Below are 19,605 nucleotides of genomic sequence, written 5' to 3'. Positions count from 1 at the left end.
CGGGATGATTGGGAGCTATCTTTTCCGATAAACTAACCGGAAAAAGTACATTTTGGTTGGATGTTAACTCTTTAAATACTATCTTAGCCATTGCTATAATGTTTGTTTTTTTGCAACGGTAAGATACTACTTTTTACCGAAATAAACAATAGCAAAAGGGGCTGTCACACTTTTTGGACAGCCCCTTTTTTTATCATACAAAGACTCTAAGTTATCCCCTAAAAGCCTCATCCATCGCAGCAGCAGCCTTACGGCCATCACCCATTGCCAGGATTACGGTTGCGCCGCCACGGACAATGTCGCCACCGGCATATACATCGGGTAAGGTAGAGCGCATATTTTCTTCATTAACCACGATCGTTCCCTTCTTGCTTACTTCCAATCCCTGGAAAGCACGCGGGATAAGCGGATTGGGGGAAACGCCGACGCTGACGATCACTTCGTCCACATCGATCGTTTCGATAGCTCCTTCGACGGGCACAGGACGACGACGTCCGGAAGCATCCGGTTCGCCTAATTCCATCTTCTGCAAGCGCATCTGTTTGACACGGCCCCGTTCGTCACCAAGATATTCGACCGGATTATGCAACGTCATGAACTCCACGCCTTCCTCTTTGGCATGTTTCACTTCCTCCAGCCGGGCAGGCATTTCTTCTTCGCTGCGGCGGTAGACGATCATGGCACGTTCGGCGCCCAAGCGGCGTGCCGTACGAACCGAGTCCATCGCCGTATTGCCACCACCGATGACAGCCACCTTCTTACCCTGCAAGACAGGCGTATCGCTCTCCGGATTGGCAGCATCCATCAGGTTGACACGCGTCAGGTATTCGTTGGACGACATCACCCCGATCAGGTTCTCGCCCGGAATATTCATAAAGTTAGGAAGTCCGGCGCCACTGGCGGCAAAGATACCTTTGAAGCCATCGGCATGCAGGTCTTCATAGCTGATGGTCTTTCCGATAATGCAGTTCGTCAGGAACTTCACCCCCATCTTGCGGAGACCTTCTATTTCGACATCCACGATCTTATTCGGCAGACGGAATTCGGGAATACCGTATTTCAATACGCCGCCGATCTCGTGCAAGGCTTCAAACACCGTCACGTCATAGCCACGCTTTGCCATATCGCCGGCAAAAGAGAGGCCGGCGGGACCGGAACCGACAACGGCAATCTTAATGCCGTTCTTCTCCGCCACTTCCGGAACGGAAATATTTCCGCTTTCCCGTTCGTAATCGGCGGCAAAACGTTCCAGGTAACCGATAGCGACAGCCGGTTTACCCATCTTCAGATGAATACATTTGCTCTCGCACTGCTTTTCCTGCGGGCATACACGGCCGCAGACAGCCGGCAACGCGCTTGTTTCCTTCAGCACTTTGGCCGCTTCCAGAAACTCGCCCCGCTCGATATTCTTCACGAAAGTCGGGATATTGATACTTACCGGACATCCTTGCATACAGGTCGGATTCGGACAATCCAGACAACGCTGGGCTTCCTGCATGGCCTGCTCTTTCGTCAATCCGAGGTTCACCTCTTCGAGGCGGGTATGGCTGCGGTATTCCGCATCCAGTTCATTCATTTCCACACGGGGAATATCCGTGCGTTCTTTATTCTTTTTGCTTTTACGCAGTGCTTCTCTCCACGGTTCGGCACGACGGGCAGCGATCAGTTCTTCTGTTGTCATTTGTTTACTGTGGTTTCGTTATTTCTTTTCAATATCTTTATAAGCACCGAGGCGCATCAACATCTCATCGAAGTCTACCTGGTGGGCATCGAACTCCGGCCCGTCCACACAAACGAACTTCGTCTTCCCTCCGACCGTAATACGGCAAGCGCCGCACATTCCGGTTCCGTCCACCATGATCGTGTTCAGGGAGGCGACTGTCGGGATCTCATATTTCTTCGTCAGGGCAGAGACGAATTTCATCATGATGGCCGGGCCGATCGTAACGCAGAGATCCACCTTTTCGCGGTTAATCACACTTTCCACGCCATTCGTCACCAAACCTTTCGTACCGTAAGAACCGTCGTCTGTCATCACGATCACCTCATCGGAGTTGGCACGCATCTGTTCTTCCAGGATCACCAGGTCTTTTGTACGGGCGGCCAGCACTACGATCACACGGTTGCCCGCCTTATGGAAAGCCTCCACGATCGGCAATAAAGGAGCCACTCCGACACCGCCGCCGGCACATACGACCGTACCGACCTTCTCGATATGGGTGGCTTGTCCCAACGGGCCGACCAGGTCGGTAATATAATCGCCTACATTCAGTTCGCATATCTTCTTCGACGAACCGCCTACAGCCTGGATCACGAGTGTGATGGTTCCTTTCGTGGTATCAGCTCCGGCAATGGTCAGGGGAATACGTTCGCCCTTCTCACCCACCTTCACGATAACAAAGTGGCCTGCCTTACGGGAGCGGGCAATCAAAGGTGCTTCCACTTCCAGTTTCACTACGTTGGCAGAGAAATGTTCTTTACTTACAATTTTATTCATTATAATCGCTACTATTGATAGTTAGTCTTGTTGATTTGGTTGCAAAAATACATCAAAAAACTGGATAGCACAGTATTTTGCCAAACAAAAAGGAGTTATTCGAACAAACCTTCGTCGCGAACCAACATCAAAATAGCCGAATGGGGAACGATCAGGAACTTCTCTTCATTAAAGTTGATCTCGTAGGCCGCATTCTGCAAAAACACAGCCAGATCGCCTTCGTGCGCCTGCAAAGGGAGATAATGGACCTCGCCTTCTTTCTTCTTTTCCCATACTTCGTGTTCCTCACTCTGGGAAGGAAGCGGGAAGCCGGGGCCTACCTTGATGATATAGCCGCTTTGGATCTTCTCCTGCTGGACGGTAGGCGGCAGGTACAATCCGGATTTTGTCTGACTCTGCGGGTTCTTCGGCTTGATAAGCACCTTGTCACCCACCATCAGGAACTTATCTATGTCTTTCTGATCTATTGCTAATTGCATGACTTTTATGTTTATGATATTTTAGAGAACAAAGATATAAAATACGTTGCATAAAAAAAGCTGCTTCCCTTTCCGAAAGCAGCTTTTCCTGAACAAAAGAATCTACACGTCAGATGGCACGCCCCTTAAACACATTGGACTGATCCGAAGGATACAGGTAACCGGTAAACGAAATACGGTTGCTGTTGAAGTTCGGGCTCACAGTTGCCGTACATTTGTTCGTGCCCTTCACCATGCGGATTGTCACATTGGCGGAGACTGCAACACCTTGTACCATCATACTGAATGTAACATTTCCTTTTTTGTCTGTTTTCATCTCTATATTCGAAGCACTGCCGTCGACCGTGATGCCTCCGATCCCGTTCGGGCCGGCAGCGGCAGTATTGAAAGCCAACTGGATAGTAGCCCGGTCGCCATTCATGGAAACGAAGTTCGTGCTTGGAGTCACATAGACGAATTGCCCACGCTTAAACTCGACACGTTCGGCCTCCAATACAAAATCTTTCTCTTTCAGCGCTTGCACGCCTTGCTCGAACAAGGCCATCTGTTCAGCTGCCTCGGCAGCTTTCTTTGCTTCTTTTTCTGCTTTCTTTGCGGCCTTCTCGGCAGCTTTATCCTGCTGGGCCATCATTGTTCCTGCGCTAAAAAGCAGAACAGCCAGTAATAATAATACTCTTTTCATACTTCTCATTCTTTTAGTTGAAACCTAATCAATCTATTTTCATATAGTAGACAATCAAGATAGTAAAAAGTTCAATCCGAATTCTTACTTTTCATGTTTTTAACATGATACCACAAAAAGAGCCAGGCAGTTACAGCCGCAACAAAATCAGAGAAGGGAGCGGCATACCAGACACCGTCCAATCCCCAAAAACGGGAGAACAGCAACATCGCCGGTATCAGGAACAGCACTTGGCGGCTTAGACTCAAAAACATGGCCTTCCAGGCGATCCCGATACTCTGGAAAAACTGGCTGATCGAAATCTGCGAACCTACGACCACAAACACCAGCAAGCTGATCCGCAGACCGTTTGCCGTCACATCCAACAGGGCCGGATCGTTCGTAAAGGCACGGGCTATCAGTTTCGGAAACGCCACACTGCAGAAGCAGCCGATTCCCATGATAATGGTAGCGGTTATGATTACCAGACGCAACGTCTCCTGGACGCGCTGATATTTCTTTGCCCCGAAGTTGAAACCGACAATCGGCTGCATCCCCTGCGCGATCCCGATAATCAGCATCACCAAAAGCATCCCGACACTGGTGATAATGCCGTTCGCCCCCAATGCCAAGTCTCCTCCGTGTTGTTTGAGCGCGTAGTTCTGGATCACGACCACCAAGCTGCCTGCCAACTGCATCGCAAAGGGCGAGACGCCGATCGTCAGGATATTCCAGACCACATGTTTTTCTAACTTGAACGTCCCTTTATGGAAACGGACAATACTGTCTTTCTGGACAAAATGGTTCATCACGAAAAGAGTACAGAGCAGCATCGAGAGGATCGTCGCAATGGCAGCTCCTTTAATTCCCATATCCAGCCAGAAGATAAAAATCGGATCGAGTACCACATTGGTTACCGCTCCGATCAGCATGGTGAACATCGCCTTCTTCGGATAACCGGAAGCCCGCATAACCGCGTTGAAGCCAAAACTTAGAGAAGTCAGGAGCGTTCCCGGAACCACAATGTCCAGATAGTCCTTTGCGTACGGGATGGTCTGTTCGCTTCCCCCGAAAGCCAGCAACAAATCTTCCATCCAGATCATGCAGGGGACTACCGTCACGAGCGTTATGATGAACGTCAAGGTCAATGCGTTACCCAACACTTTTTCCGCCATCTCATTCGCCTTTCGTCCCAAATGGATGGAAACACGAGTCGCAGCACCTGCCCCGACGAGCATCCCGAAGGCCTGGAGGAACAACAAGATAGGGAACGTCAGCGTTAGCCCGGCCATCGCCAGCGGACCGACTCCCTGACCGATAAAGATACGGTCGACAATATTATAAAGAGCATTCACCATCGTACCGATCACTGCCGGTATCGCATAATGCAACAACAACCGGCCGATCTTTTCATGCTCCAGCCGCCACGTTATTTCGTTTGCCATATTTTTGTTTTTTTATTTATAAAATCCCGTTTCCTAACTGGGAAACTTCTGTTTCCCCGGCAAGAAACTACAGTTCCCCTTGCAGGGAACTGTAGTTTCCTAAAGGGGGAACTATAGTTTCCTACAGGAGGAAACTGTAATTCGTTATATATCAACACATCTTAATACACCAATAAGAGATACCAGTTCCGCCACCGTCCGGAGTTTTTCTCTCCTGCCATCAGGGAAAGCCGCTACCAGTTCATGCGGGCTCTTGCAAGTGATATTCAACTGCCCTTCCTTTACGGGCGAAGGACGGTAACCGTTACGGACCAGAGCATTTCCGACCCAATAAGAAGTCAGGAAGTCTCCTTCCACACCGATAGCCGACGTGGGGGCTTCCGTATTCAACTTTCCGGTAGCCGGGTCGAAAACGATTCCTTCCTTATCGAAAAAGGATTCGAAGGCCCCGCTCATAATCAAGTCTTCCGGAGTTCCGCAAGCCATCGGACGCCCTTTCTCCTGCAACCACAGACAATCACCCATTTGGATAGCCAGGTCCAGGTCGTGGGTGGAAAGCAGAATGGCTTTCTGCCCATCGACGGCCAGGCGATGTAGCAAAACCATTGTCTCGATACGGCTGGTCACATCCAGAAAGGCGGTCGGTTCATCCAGCAGGATAATCGGGCACTGTTGGGCGAGGGCTTTGGCAATCATAGCCTTCTGCCGTTCGCCGTCGCTCAGTTCCGAGACATAGTTATTGGCTTTATGAGCGATTCCGGCAGCTTCGAGCGACTGCTCGATGATTTCACGATCCCGCTTCTTCAACTGGCCGAAAAAGCCGGTATAAGGATGTCTTCCCAGCGAGACCAGTTCGTATACGGTAATTCCTCCTGCATTCGTTTTTTCCGTCAGTACAACACCGACAGTCAGGGAAAAGTTCGCCTGCGAATAATCGGAAAGGGGTTTCCCCATCAAGCGTATTTCTCCGCCGAGCGGAGGCTGGAAGCCGCAAAGCGTACGGAGCAATGTCGACTTGCCCGCACCGTTCAGCCCTAACAGACAGGTCACCTCGCCCGGAACGAGCTGCAGGTTCAAATCGTCATGGACCACCTTCCGCTTACCGCCTTTCAGCTGGTAGCCGATGCCGAGTCCTTTTGTTTCTATTGCAAATATTCTTGTCATACGTCGATCAGTCAAAGTATTGGATATTCTTCCGGTTCACAATCACATAAATAATCACAGGTGCGCCAAGCATCGGAGTCACTGCATTCAACGGCAAAATGTTATGAGTGCCCGGCAATACCATCAGCAAATTACAAAGCAATGCTATGCAAGAACCGGTCAGCAGCGTAACGGGAACCAACATCTTATGATTGGATGAGCCCAACATCAGACGGGCGACATGCGGAACCGCCAACCCGATAAAGGAAATCGGACCGCAAAAGGCAGTCGTGGTCGCAGTAAGCAAACCCGTGCAAAGCAGGATCAGAATACGCGTCCGCTTGATCTTGATTCCTAAATTGGCGGCATACATTTCTCCTAAGAGCAGTGCATTCAGAGGCTTGATCAAGAGAATCGCCAACAGCAATCCTATACATGTAAAACCTGCAAAATAGGGCAACTGTTGCAAGGATACCCCGGAGAAGTTCCCCAATCCCCACATCACAAATGCATGCACCTTGTCAGTCGAAGCATAATAGTTCAGCACCGAAATCAATGATGAAGCGAGATAACCGATCATAATACCGATAATCAGCAACATGACGTTATTCTTCACCTTCGCCGAGAAATAAATAATCAATCCTAAAATACAGGCCGCACCACTAAATGCAGCCATGATCACCGCCAGGTAGCCACTGATCGGCAAATCGGTTACCATACTCAGCGAACCGCCGAAATAGAGCATGATCGCGGCGACTCCCAAATTGGCCCCGTCACTGATTCCCAAGATAGATGGACCGGCAAGCGGATTCCTGAACAACGTCTGCAGCAACAATCCGCTGACAGCCAATGAAGCGCCTGCCAGCAATGCCGTCACGGCCTGGGGAAAACGGCTCTGCACCACAATATTCTGCCATGCAAGCCGCTCCGTCCCCTCTCCCAGCAATATATTCACCACACTTTCAACCGGAATCGAGACAGCGCCATAAATCAGCCCGCCGGCAAACAGCATCAACAGGAGAACAAACAAAAGCGGATAAAAAATAAAGGCTTGCTTTTTCATGCCTGCAAAGATAATGCTTTTTTAGTTGTCCGATCCAATACTTTTGAATACCTGAACGAACCGGCCGTGCCTTAAGGCAAAACATAAATCAACCGTCGGAGCGGGAAGTCACCCTGTCATACACAAATAAAGCGAAAGCCGCTCCGACTCCAATCGCCATCAACACCATCCAGATTTGTGAAGGATGATACGTGTTCCACAAGAAATCGGTCAATTCCCGCGGACTCATGCCGGATTGCCGGGCTGCCTCATCGAAATAAGCATTATTCGAAAGCCCCTCCGGGATCTGGAATCCTTTTTCTGCCACATATTTCTGAACGATCATCACTTTGTCCGACATCTGCTGGTAGACCGACCCTGAGATAATGCCGGCTAACACATTCCCTAAAAAGACCGGAATAAAGGAATAGCCCATATACAAAGCCTTCTTGTCAGCCGGAGCGATCCGCCCGATATATTCCGTAATCTTGGGCGATCCCGCCATTTCACCTAAAGAGAAAACCAGGATGGCGACCATCGTAAACAGCACATTCTGGAAAGCAAGCGTCAACGACATTCCGACCGCACAAACCAGGAATCCCGACATCATGGAGCGTAAAGGTTTCATCTTCATGACAACGCTCGAAACCATCACCTGAAACAAAATGATGTAAAGCGCATCTATATTCGTCACAAACTCCGGGTCCATAACACCGGGAGCCGGACTGTAGTTATGGCTGATAAAAGGGAAATGAGCCTGGAAGAAATCATACAAAACACTCGTATCGACCCATTGCGATATAAACACCGGCAAGGTAAAAAACAACTGGTTATACATCGTCCAGAAGCCGGCCACAATCAGAAGAAAAACGATAAACTTCCCGTCTTTTAAGATGCTTCCCATATTCCGGAAAATACAGGCAAACGTTTCGAACAGGCTTCCCGTATTCTTTTCGTTCGCTGCACGCCCCGGTTCCTTGTAGAACAACAACAAGATAAAATTCAACGAAATAATCCCGGCCGACACATAAAAGATCAGAGACGAAGTCCCTTTAAAAAGCAAAGTGACAAGAGGCCCGAAGAAAGCCCCGATATTCACCATCATATAAAAGATGCCGAAACCGATGGAAGCCGTCGCATCCGTGGTCGTTTTGGCAACCGTCGCCGATATGACCGGTTTGAACAACGCCGCTCCCACCGCCAGATACAAATACATAAGGAAAACACCCGTAAAAGTAGAGAACTGAGGTAACAAAAGGAAAGCCGATGCATAGATCAGAAAAGCGAGGGACAGCACCTTCCGGTAACCGTACCGGTCGGCGATCGCGCCGGTCAAGACCGGAAGAAAATAGAGAATCCCTGTCCCGACTCCCATCAGCCAACCTTTCTGTTCCTGGGTAAACTCCAGACCTCCGGCATCGGACGAGCCGGTCAGGTAGTTCGCAAACAGCATAAAAAATCCATACCAAGCCCATCGTTCGAACAGTTCTATTACATTGGCCACCCAAAACGTACGGGGAAACTTTCCAAAAACACTCATACTTGTATTTGTTTATATCATATTGTTATCAAAGTACCCGTAAAGATAAAAATATTTTCATAAAACCGAACTAACGATTAAACGAAAACAGCCTGAATACAGACGCCGGACGAAACATTTAGCACAACATCCTTTAACGATTAGAAAAATATCTTTATCTTAGCACCTTAAACAATAGCTGCTAATGTTATATACTATGAGAAGAATCATCTTATTATTCATTATGCTCTCAGGATTCTGTTCCGGCATATATCCCATATATTTCAAACATATAGGCATGCAGGAAGGTCTGTCACAGCTTTCCGTCATGGCCATCTACCAGGATAATTTAGGAAGAATGTGGTTCGGGACGGAAGAGGGCATCAGCATATACGACGGGATTCAGACCACGGTGTACAAACCGTCCGAATACCATCGCCAGAATGCCAACCCGATCGGTAACCAGACGCATTTCATTGCCGGCGACAAAGAGGGAAATGTATTCTTTGACTCCGACTATTCCCTGATCCGCTATGACATCCGGACACAGAAATTCTCCTGCCTGCGGGAATCAAACGTATATACCGTCGCTTCTATCAAAGGGACCATCTGGGTAGGAATAGCCGACTCCGTATTCACCTGGAATCCGGATAAGAACGATTTCGATTTCGTCACGAAGTTAGAAAGCCGGAATCAACATGCGACCTGTTTGCTGGAAGATTCCGGCGGCCGGTACTGGATCGGCACTACAGAAGGGCTCTTCAGGATGAATGACGACAAATCCCTCACCTGCATGATCATAGGCGAAGACATTTACGACCTGTATGAAGACTCCAAATATAATCTCTGGATATCCATCCGCATGAACGGCATGTACAAGAGGGACGTGCACGGCAATTTCACCCGCTACCGCTACGACCCGTCCAACCCCAACAACATATCAAGCAACCAGGTCCGGGATTTCGTGGAAGACAACTTCGGGAACATCTGGTTCGGGACCTTCACCGGGCTGAACAAATACAATCCGATCAGCAACCAGTTCGAGGTTTATGCCCACAACCCTTTGCCCGGCAGCATGGCCCATTCATCCGTATTCCCCGTTTACAAAGACAGGCAAGGCACGATCTGGCTGGGGACCTATTACGGCGGCGTCAATTATTTCAACCCCGAAACAGATATATTCACGGTCTATGCAGCCAACAACACCCGGAACGACTGCCTGGATTATCCTTTCGTCGGCAAGATGGTGGAAGACAAAGACAATAATATCTGGATCTGCACCGAAGGAGGCGGACTGAACTTCTTCGACCGGAAAACAAAGAAATTCACCTACTTCATGGCCGATGAGAACCGCAACTCCATCGCCCACAACAACCTGAAAGCAATAGCCTACTGCCCGGAACGCAACAAACTGTATATTGGAACGCATACCGGAGGACTATCCATCTACGACATCAAAAACAAACGGTTCAAGAACCCCTATTTCGAAGATCCGTCTTACGCCGTAATAGCCGGCGACCGGATCAACCAGATGACAATCTATAACAACGAATTGATCTGCACCGGACCGAAAGGAATATTCAAAATGAATTTAGATACGGAAAAAGTATCTCTGTTGTTCAAGAGTGGCAAATATTACGGGAACACTTGCTTCCTCATCGACTCGAAAGGATACATGTGGCAGGCCTACGGCAAAGGCGTCTGGAAGATCAACCTCGAAAATGAAGAAGACCAGGTGCAATTCCGTTCCGGTGAGAACGGATTGGGCACATTTCCCATATCCCAAATAATCGAAGACAAAGAAGGGCGGATCTTCCTCGGAACCCGTGGCTCCGGCCTGTTCTACTACGACGAGAAAAACAAACGGTTTATCGGATATACGACCGAAAACAGTTTCATCGCCAGCAATTACTGCTATGAACTGACGTTGTCGACACTGAACCAATTGGTGATAACAGGCGACAAAGGCATTACCTTTTTCGACCCGGACCAAAACTTGTTCAAGGTTGTGGAGTTAGGGACCGCCCTGCCTCTGCCAGGCATAAACATCGGTTGCGGAATCCTGGTCTGCAAAAACGGGGAAATATTCGTCGGTAGCAGCAATGGCATGGCGACTTTCTTCGAACAGCAGTTGTTCAACTCCGCCAAAGATTACCAACTGTATTTTTCCGACCTGTTTATCAACAATGAACAGGTTTTCCCCGGCGACCACAACAAGGTGCTGACCGCCGCCCTGCCTTTCACCCGGAAGATAGAGTTGGCCTATAATCAGAATAACCTGATTTTCACTTTTACATCGAACAACTATGTCAACACGCTGAAAAAGGCGTCTTATGAATACATGTTGGAAGGTTTCGACAAAAAATGGATTCCCAGCAAGGATAACAACATTTCCTATACGAACTTGAATCCCGGAAAATACACGCTTATCGTCCGGGAAATACAATACGATCCGAATCTTGAGCAGCCGCGCACCATCAAGATGGACATACACATCCATTCCCCCTGGTATGCTTCCGAATTGGCTTATTTCCTCTATCTCATATTGATAGCAAGCATACTGTACAGCATTTACCGTTTCAAGAAATCGCAATACATGTTGCAAACTTCATTAGAGATGGAACGGAAGGAAAAAGAGGCGATCGAAGAACTGAACCAGGCAAAGCTACAGTTCTTCTCCAACATCTCGCATGAATTCAGGACGCCGTTGACGCTGATTATCTCCCAGATCGAACTCTTATTGCAAAGCAGTTCATTATCTCCTTCCGTATACAACAAACTGCTGAAAGTGTACAAGAACACCTATCATATGAGGAACCTGATCAGCGAATTGTTGGACTTCCGTAAACTGGAACAAGGCCACATGAAACTGAAAGTGTACGAGCAAGACATCGTTCCCTTCCTGAAAGAGATTTACCTGTCTTTTTACGAATATGCGTCCAGCCGTTCCATCACTTATAACTTCACGGCTCCGCAAGAGAATGTGTCGTGCTGCTTCGATCCGAAGCAAATGCAAAAGGTTTTCTATAACCTGCTTTCCAATGCGTTCAAGTACACCAAGCCGAATGCGACCATTGAAATGATTTTGGAAAACAAGGAGAATGAAGTTATCATTAAAGTAATCGACAACGGTATCGGCATCAGCAAAGAGGATATAGATAAGATATTCGACCGCTTCTATCAGGCAGAAAACGGCATCTCGAATATCACCAAGACTCCCAGCACAGGAATCGGGCTTTCATTGACCAAAAATATTATCGAGTTGCATCACGGAACGATACAAGTGGAAAGTACCCCGGGCTACGGTAGTATTTTCATTGTCCGCCTTCTGAAAGGCCGCACCCATTTTACCGAGGAAGAACAGGTACAGGAGCAACAGGAAAAGCAAACGGAAAGCCTGGTTCCCGACACGGTCGCCTTTGCCGACCATTTGGAAGAATTTTCCGATACCGAACAAAGGGAGGTACTGATCGAAGGAGACGATTCACCCCGTACGATCCTGCTGGTCGAAGACAACGAAGAATTGCTCCAGATACTGAGCTCCCTGTTCTCGCCGATCTACCGCGTCCTGCTGGCACGAAACGGCAAAGAGGGATTGGATAAGGCACGCGAGGAACGGCCGGATATCATCGTGAGCGATGTCATGATGCCGGAAATGTCCGGTACGGAGATGTGCTTGAAAATCAAAAATGATTTTGACGTATGCCACATCCCGGTCGTCCTGCTTACGGCACTCACTTCCGCCGAACAAAACATCGAAGGGTTGCAGCGGGGCGCCGACGACTATATCAATAAACCGTTCAATGCAAAGGTGCTGCTGGCACGCTGCAATAACCTGGTTCGTAACCGTATTATCCTGCAAAAGAAATTCAGCCAACAGAAAAATTTCGATGCACAATCACTGGCAAGCAACCCGATAGACCAGAAATTCCTGGACACGGTCAACTCGATCATTGAAAAGAATCTGGATAATATCGACTTCGACATGAATATGATGGCACGTGAACTGGGACTCAGCCGGAGTTCCTTATATGCAAAATTCAAGGCATTGACAGGTATGACTCCAAACGACTTTGTCCTCAACTGCAAACTGAAGCGGGCCGCAGCCATGTTGACGGGTAACCTCGATTTGCAGATCGCCGACATCTCCGACCGGCTGGGTTTCGGCTCCCCGCGTTATTTCACCCGCTGTTTCAAGGCGCAGTTCGAAATCACCCCGGCAGAATACAGGAAAAAAGCCTCGTCGTCCACGCACGAAAGCTCCGCCGAAGCCTAAGCAGGGTGTTGCGCATGCACGACAGGGCATTTTCTACTAAAACAACGTGTCGTGCGCATGCAACAATACATTTTGTCATTTAAATACCTGAACCATCGGGCGACCGATCCAAACCTGCGGTTGTTTCAAGCCGAAGATATAAGCAATTGTAGAAGCACAGTCGAACTGCATCATGCTTTCCTCAAATTCATATCCTTTCTTGACCCCCTTGCCGGAAATAATAAAGGCAGTCTCCATTTCTTCCATCGTTTTGCCGCCATGGCCTTTTTTGATACCGCCATGATCGGCCGTGACGATAAAGATCGTTTCGTCCGACATACCTGCATCCTTAACCGCCTGAATGATCTGGCCGACATAGCCATCGAGCTCTTTCAGCTTTTCATAATAGGCAGGCGTGTCGTGCCCTTCTGCATGGCCCACATGGTCGGGTTCGTCGAAAACGATATTCACCAATGCCGGATGTGCACGCTTGATATATTCGACCGCGCACTTTGTTGTTGCCGGATTCTGAGGCTTATCCGTAATGTGTTTATCGTAGCTCAACGCCAAAGTATCGCATACGTACCGGATTCCCGCCCATTCACAGATACAACCGATTTCTGCTTTCGGGTCGGATTCGCGAAGCAAGCTGAATACGGTCGGGAAAATACCGTTCTTATTCACCACGCGGGAAGGAAGTTCCGGGGTTTGCGACCCCCATTCCGTATAGCCGTGAAGTTCCGGTCCTGCCCCCATATACATGGAAGCCCAGTTCACGGCACTGGAAGATGGAAGGACAGAGCGTTTTTTCAACGTATAAGATCCTTCGGCCATCAGCTTCTTCACATTCGGCATCTCGGCCTTCTCCACGCTATAAGCGCCCCAGCCGTCCAGACCGATCAAAACTACATGTTTGGCTTTCCACTTGGCAGCCATCGAAGCATCGGCAAACAACATCAGAAATGCCAACGCAAAAAACAATTTTCCTATTTTCATGCTATTCTAATTAAGTATATCAATCCTTCCTATAATATCGTACCCAGTCCACCTTCATTTCAACCGGCAAATCCAGCGAATCCACTCCACCGACCCATACACCGCCAAGTTGCATATCGATCAATAAATAGTAAGGCCTATCGAACGGGAACTGCCCTTCCTTATCGGTCTCGATACGCGGATAAGCAAAGTTACGAATATTATTTATAAAAAAGACAAGGCTGTCCGGGTACATCTCGACTGCATATACATTATAATTATCCGGATCGATCGGAGCCGTACTGCCCTGGGGAGGATCTTTTTTAAGATTCAGGTGGTGGGTGTAGTTGGAATGGACCGTCTGATAGGCGATGCTGTCATAACTCAGCCGTTCCATTATATCGATCTCCCCACCGGAAGGCCAGGGATATTTTTCTTCTTCAAACGGTTTCAGCCAGATAGCCGGCCACGCTCCGGTAGCTCCCTCCAATTTCGCTTTTATCTCAAGTCTCCCGCCGTGGAAAGGACGTTTGAATTTGGTATATACGCCGCCAGTGATATAAGTTGCGGTATCCGAAGAGCGGTCGGGGTTGACCAAACCGCGTAAAATCAGATTTCCGTCCGCCATATCATAACAGGCCTCGTTGTCGGACATATATTTTGCCCAGTCCGGATGCCAGCGCGGTATTTTCGACCAGGTTGCCGTGTCCGGCCCTCCCGCTTGGTTGAAATCATCTTCCCAAACCAGCTTCCACCCGTCCGTCTGCTTGGGTGCACAAGAGATAAAAAAGAAAAATGATAAGAAAAATAGATGTTTAAGCATAGTATCAGAAAATTTCTTTCTCAATATCCCGTTTACGTTTTAATGCCTCCAGATAGTAGTAATCGGCATAGTTCAGCGGAACATCTATTTCCGAATTATGAGGGATGCTGCCTACGGAATGCATCAGCAGGAAGTTTCCGTTCGTGCCCAAAGCAGCCCGGTAAGCCGGAGAAGCAAGAGCAACCATGATGTTGTCGGCATACGTTTTATAGCTGGCTGCATCCGGTACATCCATCGTACTGATCTCATAAAGGGCGGAAGCAATGCAGGAAGCTGTCGAGACATCACGCGGTTCGTTCGGAATGTTCGGGGCAGACATATCCCAGTAAGGAATCAGGTCTTCCGGCATATTCTTCAGTTCCTTCATCATATTGAAAGTTTTCAAAGCCTGATCCAGATACTTGCGGTCTTTCGTTTCACGATAACATACTGCATAACCATAAATGGCCCATGCCTGCCCGCGGCTCCAGATAGACTCGTCGGCATATCCCTGTGCCGTCTGGCGATGGCGCACCTTACCATCTTTAATACTGTAATCGATCACATGGTAACAACTTCCATCCGGGCGGAAATGCTCCTGCATAGTACGATCGGCATGCGATACGGCAATCTTATAGAAAGAAGAGTCGCCGGACAAACGGGTTGCTTCGAACATCAATTCCAGGTTCATCATATTGTCGATGATAACCGGACATTCCCAGCCCCGTTCGGATTGCCATCCGCGTTCCACATCCCACGACTGGATAATTCCGGCAGCCGGGCGGAAACGGGTAGACAAAGATTTTGCAGCCTGCACCATCACATCCTTATAAGAAGGCGTTCCGGCCAGCCGCAAACCGTTCCCGAAACTGCAATTGATAATAAACCCGATATCATGATGCCAGGTAAGGTTTTTAGCCTCCTCGATTGCATCCGTATATTTGGCAGCCAGAGGCAGCAACGTCTCGTCACCAGTCAACTCATACAAATACCAAACCGATCCGGGAAAGAATCCGCTCCGCCAATCAGCATAACCGCAATAGTAAACGGAACTGTCTGTTTTCAATGTGACCGGATTCAAGCATTTTCCACTCGCCTCAATCACGCCGATCTCATTCCCTATTTGTGCACGGGCAAAATCTATATTCTCGTCAATGAAGCTCTTTTCTTCTGTTTTGGGGGTACTCCCGCAAGATAGCAGAAATGCCGAGAAAGCAAATGCAATTAAATTTTTCTTCATGATTCAATTATTTTATTGTTGTTATTGTATAAGTATAAGAGCCGGAAAGCGGCAGTTTTTTTGCGTTCAACGAAACCCGATAGATCTGTTCGCCCCAAACATTCGACAGGCGGAGATCATCCAGCCGGATCGTCTTGACAGTAGACACAAAGACATCCTTGTCATACGCCAGGCGGGCTTTCTCACCGTTCACCTCGACCGTAACGATTCCGGGAACAGAGATATCCACTTTTCCCCAGGTAAGGAAATTGATCTGGTTCGGTCGATCCGCCTTGTCCAGTGAGAACGAATCTTCTATTTTCAGAGAATTCTTTCCCAACCGGTACGAACGGACCCATTTTTTCACATTCGCCTCCGCCGGATAAGCGGTTGCAATATTTGCAGAGAAATACATACGCTTCGGATCGAACTGCACATCCGTTGCCTTATATTCCGAACCGAACTGTTCCGGCACTCCATTAATCAAAGGCAGATTATGATACTGGCTCTGCATCGTCCAGATAGAGTAGCGTTCGGAACTGAATGTCTGGCGGGTATATGTACCGACCCCGGCATCGATAAAGACAGGCGTTGTATTTAAGTAAAGGGAGAAGGTTCCTACATCGTTGTGATTATGGCTTTCATTATTATATCCGCCTTTCGTTGCCACGAAAAAGCCGTTCTTGTTGGTCATATAGCAAAACTCGGTTTCCGGATACCAGGAGTAGACGGGAGCTTTATAAGCCACCTCTGTCCCTGCCAGGTCTTTGCGATAAAGCAACGTCTGGAAAAGACGGAAAACGTCGCCTCCCGGTACAGCATCCTTGGCAGAAAGGCTTTTGAGATAAGCCGCATAGCCCATCATGACCGAACTTCCGGTCGCCTTCCCATACCTGAAAATAAGGTCGGCATCTCCTCCTCCTTTAGCAGAGGCATCCGCAAAATTCACAACCCAACCATTGCCGACGTAAGAACGGGCAATGTATTCTCCCATATTCTTAATAATCGGCTGGTTGAATACGGAGATTGCCCCGCCTGTCCCGTCATATAACATCTGAAGGTAGTCATACATCTTTCCCGCAGCATGTCCCCAATAGGACGGGCCTTCCTCACAAGCACCGTCTTCATGTGTATAATTGATAAAATGATCTACAGAAGTCATAGTCCGGTAAACCGCCTTAGCTAACTGATCCCGGTCATTTTCGAGCAGGAAGAAACATTGCAGCACATTGAAGTTGCACCACGGATTCCAGTTGTTCACCAATTCGCCGGGTTTCAGGTTAAAAGCCATCCACCAGAAATGATCCTGGTTCATATAAGCATCCAGGATGCGAACCTGCAATTCATGTCGTAACCGTTTTGCAATAAGAGGATTCACTTTATCAAAAGAAGGTTTCAGGTAATAATAAATCCAAGACAACTGTGAGGCCAGATTGCCTGAACCCAAATCGATCACATGTTCCTCATAGCTCGGAAAACATCCTCCTATCTTCTGCAATCCCAAATGTGCCGACAACGCCCAGCTTGTCATTTCGCAACTGACAAAAACGCCATTGATAATCTGGTCGATAAAGCGTCCTTTTCCTTCAGCCATCTCTGCCATAAACAGGCTTCCGAGTGCGGAATTATTTTTATTGAACGGACTTTCCATTATTGTCCGGTTACCACTTCGCCCGAATTCCAAATAATCGGTCGCTTTTACAACTTTCCATTCATAATCCAGAAAAGATTCTCCTTTCCGGATATATTCGTCTTTATAATCACCAAGAAATTTATCCCAACCGGCCCGGTCGGAATAATCAGGATAGGGTAGCCATTTCTGGTCCATCAGCAAAGCAGACTTTACTTTCTCAAAATCTGCTTCTTTCTGTAACAAATTGCGTTCTTCGTACGCATACAGATGTGTGGCTGTCCAAAACAACAGGCACACGATTGTGATTAATCGTTGTGTTCTCATAGGTATTATTTTTCAATATTACAAAATTATAAGTACCATCTATGGAATACAGACATATTCATCCAATTCATGTGCACTGATTGTCCAATGACAAAATTTTAAGTAGTTTACATCCTACTTTTATTTTTCATAATTAGAGCCTCTGTTCTTCAATAGTTTTTCACTTAACTCTCTTACAATCGCTTTATTTTCATCTTTTCCTGCCACATTATAATTCTCATCTTCATCTTCAGAATGGTTAAACAGCATCCGATCTATGATCTTCTCGTCTTTGTCCCTCCATTCCGTATAGAAATACTGATCCTGTATAAATGTGAAACCGTTAGCCCAGCGGGAAACACCATACCCTTTTGTTTTTGCTTCCGGTGATTTTAACAAAGGGAGCAAACTGGTTCCTTCCAGTTGAGCAGGCTGATCGATTCCGGCAGCCTCGCACATAGTCGGGTACAAATCTACAAACTCCACAATCTGTCCGCAACGATATGGCGTTTTTATTTCCGGTGAATTAATAATAAGAGTAGAATGTAGACACGTATTCATAATGCTATGCTTGCACCAAGTGCCATGCTCTCCTAAATTCCAACCATGATCGCCAATCAATACTACAGTTGTATTCTTATCGAGCCCCTCTTCTTCCAACGCTTTCAACAGACGTCCGATCTGTGCATCCACAAAAGAAACCGAAGCGTAGTAACCATGTATCATTAACTTGGCCGTCTCTTCATCCAAAGGTCCTTGTTCCGGAATTCCACTATACGCTCTCAATTCAGACCAGTTAGTCAAAGCACGTTCCGGTATATCGTTTCCGGGTTTTAGTATATAATTATCCGGGATTTCAATTTGGGAATGATCGTACATATCCCAATACTTTTGAGGGACCACAAAAGGCAAATGAGGGCGAATGAATCCGACAGCGAGGAAAAAAGGCTTATCCTGGTCTTTTAGCTTTTTCAAATCCTGAATACTTTTTTCTGCAATTTGCCAGTCCAGATACTCTTTTTCCGGATAATCTCCATGTTCATAGAAATATCCGCGTCTACCTTTGCCCGTTTCTTTCTGTTTTTGCATGAGAGCTAAATTTTCTTCCGAATGATATCCCATTGCTGTGCCGGGCGTAGGAGGCATTATATCATCCCAATATTTCATAGAAGCCTCATCCTGATGATGGTAGATCTTTCCGTTCGCTATTGTTGTATATCCGGCATCTCTGAAACATTTCTGTATGGTAATCGCATCGGGAACATCCACATCGGTACGGGCATTCCAAGCTTGTAACAGATTTTTTGTCGGACGCAATCCGGTTAACAGGCTTGCACGGGAAGCGCCCGACACGGCTATATTACAATACGCCCGGTTGAATAAGACACTTTGCGCCGCCCAACTATCGATGTTTGGCGATTTTATTTGCTCCTGTCCGTAACATCCTAATTCGGGACGAAGATCGTCACAGACGATAAACAAAATATTCTTTCTGTCACTATTTGTTCTCTGTTGTGTCCCGGCATTTGCAGCCGTTGCAACGACTAAGCCTGTAAAGATAAGATTGCGTATATACATTATTATATGATATTAGATTATATAAAAAAACGAAGTTACTTTTGGGAGAGCATT

14 protein-coding genes are annotated in these 19,605 nt (G+C 47.6%); 1 reads left to right on the top strand and 13 read right to left on the bottom strand.

Annotated elements, in window-relative coordinates; genetic code table 11:
* Positions 1–211 precede the first annotated feature (211 nt).
* The 8 genes from gltA to H8S65_RS18140 form a co-directional block, all read right to left on the bottom strand.
* Positions 212–1,681: an NADPH-dependent glutamate synthase gene (gltA, locus tag H8S65_RS18175; RefSeq protein WP_186931265.1), complete on the bottom strand. Its 1,470-nt coding sequence runs from the start codon at positions 1,679–1,681 to the stop codon at positions 212–214.
* An 18-nt stretch (positions 1,682–1,699) separates the two neighbouring features.
* Positions 1,700–2,497 carry a sulfide/dihydroorotate dehydrogenase-like FAD/NAD-binding protein gene (locus tag H8S65_RS18170; RefSeq protein WP_122344383.1) on the bottom strand — a complete coding sequence of 266 codons (798 nt, stop codon included), beginning with the start codon at positions 2,495–2,497 and terminating at the stop codon, positions 1,700–1,702.
* A gap of 95 nt (positions 2,498–2,592) precedes the next feature.
* A complete protein-coding gene (locus H8S65_RS18165) occupies positions 2,593–2,976 on the bottom strand; it encodes a co-chaperone GroES (RefSeq protein WP_005637370.1) in 384 nt (127 codons plus the stop codon).
* 109 nt (positions 2,977–3,085) lie between these two features.
* Positions 3,086–3,658 (bottom strand): DUF4251 domain-containing protein, encoded by a 573-nt coding sequence (locus H8S65_RS18160; RefSeq protein ID WP_186931264.1) that lies wholly within the window; start codon positions 3,656–3,658, stop codon positions 3,086–3,088.
* Positions 3,659–3,729: 71 nt separating this feature from the next.
* The gene (locus H8S65_RS18155) at positions 3,730–5,082 is read right to left on the bottom strand and encodes an MATE family efflux transporter (RefSeq protein ID WP_186931263.1); all 1,353 of its coding nucleotides are present in this window, start codon (positions 5,080–5,082) and stop codon (positions 3,730–3,732) included.
* A gap of 144 nt (positions 5,083–5,226) precedes the next feature.
* A complete protein-coding gene (locus tag H8S65_RS18150; RefSeq protein WP_186931262.1) occupies positions 5,227–6,246 on the bottom strand; it encodes an ABC transporter ATP-binding protein in 1,020 nt (339 codons plus the stop codon).
* A gap of 7 nt (positions 6,247–6,253) precedes the next feature.
* Positions 6,254–7,288 (bottom strand): iron chelate uptake ABC transporter family permease subunit, encoded by a 1,035-nt coding sequence (locus H8S65_RS18145; RefSeq protein ID WP_186931261.1) that lies wholly within the window; start codon positions 7,286–7,288, stop codon positions 6,254–6,256.
* Between the two features lie 88 nt (positions 7,289–7,376).
* Positions 7,377–8,807 carry an MFS transporter gene (locus H8S65_RS18140; RefSeq protein ID WP_186931260.1) on the bottom strand — a complete coding sequence of 477 codons (1,431 nt, stop codon included), beginning with the start codon at positions 8,805–8,807 and terminating at the stop codon, positions 7,377–7,379.
* A 196-nt stretch (positions 8,808–9,003) separates the two neighbouring features.
* Here H8S65_RS18140 and H8S65_RS18135 point away from each other — a divergent pair, with 196 nt between their 5' ends.
* Complete coding sequence (locus H8S65_RS18135) at positions 9,004–13,062, top strand: hybrid sensor histidine kinase/response regulator transcription factor (protein WP_186931259.1); 4,059 nt, start codon at positions 9,004–9,006, stop codon at positions 13,060–13,062.
* A 75-nt stretch (positions 13,063–13,137) separates the two neighbouring features.
* Here the strand turns inward: H8S65_RS18135 and H8S65_RS18130 are convergent, their stop codons facing one another.
* The 5 genes from H8S65_RS18130 to H8S65_RS18110 form a co-directional block, all read right to left on the bottom strand.
* Positions 13,138–14,037, bottom strand: coding sequence for an alkaline phosphatase family protein (locus H8S65_RS18130; protein WP_186931258.1), 900 nt, complete (start codon positions 14,035–14,037; stop codon positions 13,138–13,140).
* Between the two features lie 19 nt (positions 14,038–14,056).
* The gene (locus H8S65_RS18125; RefSeq protein ID WP_186931257.1) at positions 14,057–14,839 is read right to left on the bottom strand and encodes a glycoside hydrolase family 16 protein; all 783 of its coding nucleotides are present in this window, start codon (positions 14,837–14,839) and stop codon (positions 14,057–14,059) included.
* Between the two features lie 4 nt (positions 14,840–14,843).
* A complete protein-coding gene (locus H8S65_RS18120) occupies positions 14,844–16,058 on the bottom strand; it encodes a glycoside hydrolase family 88 protein (protein WP_186931256.1) in 1,215 nt (404 codons plus the stop codon).
* A 7-nt stretch (positions 16,059–16,065) separates the two neighbouring features.
* A complete protein-coding gene (locus H8S65_RS18115; protein WP_186931255.1) occupies positions 16,066–17,994 on the bottom strand; it encodes a heparinase II/III family protein in 1,929 nt (642 codons plus the stop codon).
* 120 nt (positions 17,995–18,114) lie between these two features.
* Positions 18,115–19,551, bottom strand: coding sequence for a sulfatase (locus tag H8S65_RS18110; protein ID WP_186931254.1), 1,437 nt, complete (start codon positions 19,549–19,551; stop codon positions 18,115–18,117).
* Positions 19,552–19,605 lie beyond the last annotated feature (54 nt).

The sequence above is a fragment of the Parabacteroides hominis genome (assembly GCF_014287585.1).
Taxonomy (GTDB): Bacteria; Bacteroidota; Bacteroidia; order Bacteroidales; family Tannerellaceae; genus Parabacteroides; species Parabacteroides hominis.
The sequence above is the reverse complement of the archived record's forward strand: the minus strand, read 5'-3'. Positions and strand labels throughout refer to the sequence as shown.